The sequence below is a fragment of the Bradyrhizobium sp. P2_E8 genome (assembly GCF_056403875.1).
On the sequence record NZ_JBFUES010000703.1, the window covers coordinates 1 to 4171 of the forward strand.

A 4171-nucleotide genomic window follows, 5' to 3' on the forward strand; every position below is an offset into this window, starting at 1 on the left:
ACATTGGCCCGGACCGCGACCGGCGCAATCTGCACCGCCGCCATCCCGCCTTCCGCCGCAGCCTCCCGCGCCGCCGCCAATATCGCACTGCGCCGGGCCGCAAGGCGCTTAACCACTTGATGCGTCCGCCGATAAACCATGGCGCGCTTCCTGTCCCACACGCCTGCCGCACGCCCTGCGGCCGAACGCTTCGTCACTGCAGTAATTGCAAATCGCCCCGCAAGGACTGAACAACTATTCAGGGGGGATGACAAGATGCATTTGCGCGAAGCGTCATATCAAAGCGGCGAGACAGATTCGCTCAAATGCGCAGAGCCGGTTGGTAAACGGCTAACCACAATTGTTACCGCGATCTTAAAAGCAGCCCGGCGACTGTACCGCAGTACTGCGATCCCTCCTCGGTGCAGCATGATCGACTCGGACGCCCGGACCGCCTGGCAGCTCTTCAATCTGAACTGGCTTCCTGTCGCAGCCATGGGCGCTCTGCTGGCGCTCGGCCTGCCCCTTACCGGTCTGAGCCTCGAGCCTGTTGCCTACGGCATCACGGTGGCGATCGCCGCCGTCCTGGTCGTAGTCGCCTATGGCCACCGGCTCGCCAAGGACGAGTTAGCCGATCCGAAACTGGTGTTCTCGYTGGGCACGATCGGACAGGTCATTCTCACCTGCGCCATCGTCGGACCGCTCAGCTATGTCGCGGGCAAGCTGAACTGGCCGCTCCAGGACGACGCACTGCTGGCGATCGACCGGGCGCTCGGCCTCGATCCCGAAGCGATCGCGCGCTACGTCAACGACCATCCCTGGCTCGCCGACTGCCTGGCTCGCGGCTACGGACTGATCAAATGGCCGCTGCTCGGCATCCCCGTCGTGCTGACACTGACAGCGCGCCATGTGCGGCTGCAAGTGTTCATGCTCGCGATGAGCCTTGCGCTCGCGGTCACCATCGCAATCTCCGCCGTCGTGCCGGCGATCGGCACCTATTACGGGCTGCAACTGCCGGCCGCGCATTTCCCCGAGATCAACACCGCGGTCTATGCCGGGCAGTTGCGCGACATCCTGGCACTGCGCGACGGCAGCCTGCACGAGCTCCGGCTGTTCTTCCTCTCCGGCATCGTCTCGTTTCCGAGCTTTCACGCCGCTTCCGCCGTGCTCTACATGTGGGCGCTGTGGCCGGTGCGCGGCATCGGCGGCATCGCAGCCGCGCTCAACCTCCTGATGATCGCGGCGACGCCGGCGATTGGTGCGCATTACCTCATCGACGTCGCCGGCGGCATCGCGGTCGCCGCTGCATCGATCTGGGTCACGACATTCTATGTTCAACGGCTCGGCCGCACGGCGCCCGTGTCTGCCGCACCTGAGCTATCGCCCGTCTGGCAGACCAGCCTCGCAGAATGACGGCGCGATCGTCGCGGTCGGAGACAAGTTGCCGTAGAGCGGGCAAAGGCGCGTAGCGCCGTGCCCACGAGGAATTTTCAATATCCGAAGTCTCGATGGTGGGCTCCGCCTTCGGTCTTCAAGCCATGACGGAGCTCTGCCCATCTCCGAACTGAAATCGCYGACCAAAAGAAAAGAGCCCCGTCGAGGACGGGGCTCTCAGAATTCTCAGGTCGTCCGGCCTTACTTGAGGCTGGTCGAGATCGAGGTGAACTTGGTGTTCAGCGTGGTACCGAGGTTGTTGACCACGGTGATGATGGCCAGCGCGATGCCGGCAGCGATCAGGCCGTATTCAATGGCGGTGGCGCCGGATTCATCCTTCACAAAGCGCGCAACGAGGTTCTTCATAGAGTGCTCCAAATGGGTACACGAGGCTACAACTGATCTGGTCTTTTCGGCTTCCCAGCGCCGCCCGACCATGGAACCGAACGTAGTGGCAAAGAATTTCGCCGCAGTTAATTCGACTGCGTAAACACAGAGCGGTTTGCACGTATTCGCCGATGGTAAACCGAAATCCAAAACAATCCGTTAAATTGTCCGGACATGAAACGGCCCCCGCCGCCGGTTTACCCGAAGTTATGACCGCCATGGTCCAATGCCCGCCGCTCGGCCAACCGACAAGAACAACAGRACGACGAGGCGGAATGTCCCTTTCCTTTGCCAACAGCATCGCGATGCAGAGCCGAGCGCGAGCCCTGGTGCCGCTCTGCGTCGGTGCCGGCGCCTATCTCTTCTTCCTCCATGTCGGCGACACGCTGCTTCAGGACTCCGACTCGTTCTGGCAGATCAAGGTCGGGCAATGGATCCTCGATCACGGCACTGTCCCCACCACGGATTTCTATTCCTTCACGCGGACGGGCGCGCCGTGGATTTCGACGTCGTGGCTGTCGCAAGTGCTGTTCGCCTTCTCCCATGCGCAATGGGACTGGGCAGGTCCCGTCATCCTCACCACGATGGCGGTCGCGCTCACGGCCGCCATCTTCGTCTATCTGCTCGACGCGCAGATCGAGGCGCCGCGTGCGGTGCTGTTTGCGATGCTGGCGCTGCTGCTGTCGCTGCACCACGTCCTGGCGCGTCCGCATATTCTGGCGCTGCCCGTCATGGTGGCGTGGGTCGGCCTGCTAATGGCGGCTGCCGACCGCAGGCGCGCGCCGTCCTGGTATTGGCTGCCGCTGATGGCGCTCTGGGCGAACCTGCATGGCGGCTTCGTGCTCGGCCTGGCGCTGATCGGTCCGATCTCGCTCGAGGCCGTCGAGCACGCGGAAAAAGGGCGGCGGCTTCAGCTGTTCATGCGCTGGGTGCTGTTCGGCATCGGCGCACTGATCGCGAGCTGCTGCACGCCCTACGGCTGGAAGACGCTGCTGGGCGCGACCAACATCCTCAGTCTCGGCGAGCTGTTGTCGCTGATCTTCGAATGGATGCCGGCGAACTTTGCCACGTTCAGCTCGTTCGAAGGCGCGCTGCTCGGCCTGATCGCATTCGGCTATTATCGCGGCCTCGTGCTCTCGGCGCCGAGGATCTTCCTGATCCTGTTCCTGACCTGGAGCGCATTGACCCATGTCAGGAGCATCGAGGCATTTGCCTTCCTGGTGCCGCTGGTGCTGGCGAAGCCGCTCGGCCAGATGGTTACGCGCCCGCAGCCGGACGCCACCGGCACCGACCGCTGGCCGGCCCGCTATGTCACCGCGCTTGGCGCACTGATGATCGTGGCCGCGGGCTGGACCTCGACCTCGCTCTACATGGGGCACAACCGCTTCAACTTCACGATGACGCAGACGCCGGTTGCCGCCGTCGACCTGCTCGAGCAACGCAAGGCCCAGCGCGTCTTCAACGCCTATCAGTTCGGCGGCTATCTGATCTCGCGCGACATCCCTGTCTATGTCGACGGCCGCGCCGAGCTCTATGGCGAGACATTCGTCATGGATTTCTTCAAGGCGACGGAGGGCAAGAAGCCCGAGCTGCTTCCGCGCCTGCTGGATGAGTACAAGATCGACGCGACGCTCCTGGTCGCCGATGCGCCGGGCCCGCAGATCCTCGATCAGCTCAAGGGCTGGAAGCGGATCTATGCGGACGACATCGCGGTGATCCATGTGCGAGCCGCCGACGCACAGGCCGGTGCGGCGCCGCAGGCGGAAACATCGAGGGAAGCTTTCAAGTGAGCGTGTCCGTTCAGCGGCCGATGCCCGGTCCATCGCGCAGCTGCAGCGGGATTCCCCTCATGCTCCTGCCGGCGATGGCGATCGCAACGCTGTTCGGCTGGGGTATCCTGATCTCCACCCTCGTCCATCCCGGCTGGATCGGCCTGAACCACATCGGCCCCGGCACCGACTGGATGGTGTTCTACGGCGCCGTCAGGTCGATGCTCGCCGGCAATCTTGCGCTGGTCATCGATGGCGACGCGTTCACCGCCTATCTCAACCGGTCGTTCGCATCATGGCTGACGGTGCCGCTGGAGTTCCGTCCGTGGTTCTATCCGCCCAGCTTTCTCGTTCTGCTGCTGCCCGTCGCGCCGCTTGGTTTTGTCGGCTCCTATGTCGCATTCCAGGCGGCGACTGCAGGCTTCCTGGCCTGGGCGCTTCGCAACCGGGCCGATCAGCCGCAACTGACGCCCTACATCATCGCGGCGGTTCTGGTCTCGCCAGCCGCAGCCCTCAACCTGGCCGATGGACAGTGCGCCTTTCTCGTTGCCGGGCTGCTGGTCGCGGGCGTCAGGCTGCTCGGACCGCGGCCGCTCCTTGGC

General features: G+C 63.8%; 4 protein-coding genes and 1 pseudogene. 3 read left to right on the forward strand and 2 right to left on the reverse strand.

Annotation, left to right across the window (positions count from 1 at the left end):
• Positions 1 to 140, reverse strand: a pseudogene (locus AC1D00_RS29905) (TetR/AcrR family transcriptional regulator); the annotation flags it as partial.
• A gap of 268 nt (positions 141 to 408) precedes the next feature.
• Between AC1D00_RS29905 and AC1D00_RS29910 the strand changes: the two are divergent.
• Positions 409 to 1392: a phosphatase PAP2 family protein gene (locus AC1D00_RS29910; RefSeq protein ID WP_477013145.1), complete on the forward strand. Its 984-nt coding sequence runs from the start codon at positions 409 to 411 to the stop codon at positions 1390 to 1392.
• A gap of 222 nt (positions 1393 to 1614) precedes the next feature.
• Here AC1D00_RS29910 and AC1D00_RS29915 read toward each other — a convergent pair whose 3' ends face one another.
• A complete protein-coding gene (locus AC1D00_RS29915; protein ID WP_027545569.1) occupies positions 1615 to 1779 on the reverse strand; it encodes a Flp family type IVb pilin in 165 nt (54 codons plus the stop codon).
• 296 nt (positions 1780 to 2075) lie between these two features.
• On the opposite strand from AC1D00_RS29915, the gene AC1D00_RS29920 reads away from it, so the two are divergent.
• Entirely contained in the window at positions 2076 to 3590 is a 1515-nt protein-coding gene (locus AC1D00_RS29920; RefSeq protein WP_477013146.1) for a hypothetical protein, read from the forward strand.
• Between the two features lie 59 nt (positions 3591 to 3649).
• A partial coding sequence (locus tag AC1D00_RS29925; RefSeq protein WP_477013147.1) for a glycosyltransferase 87 family protein occupies positions 3650 to 4171 on the forward strand: 522 nt, incomplete at its 3' end.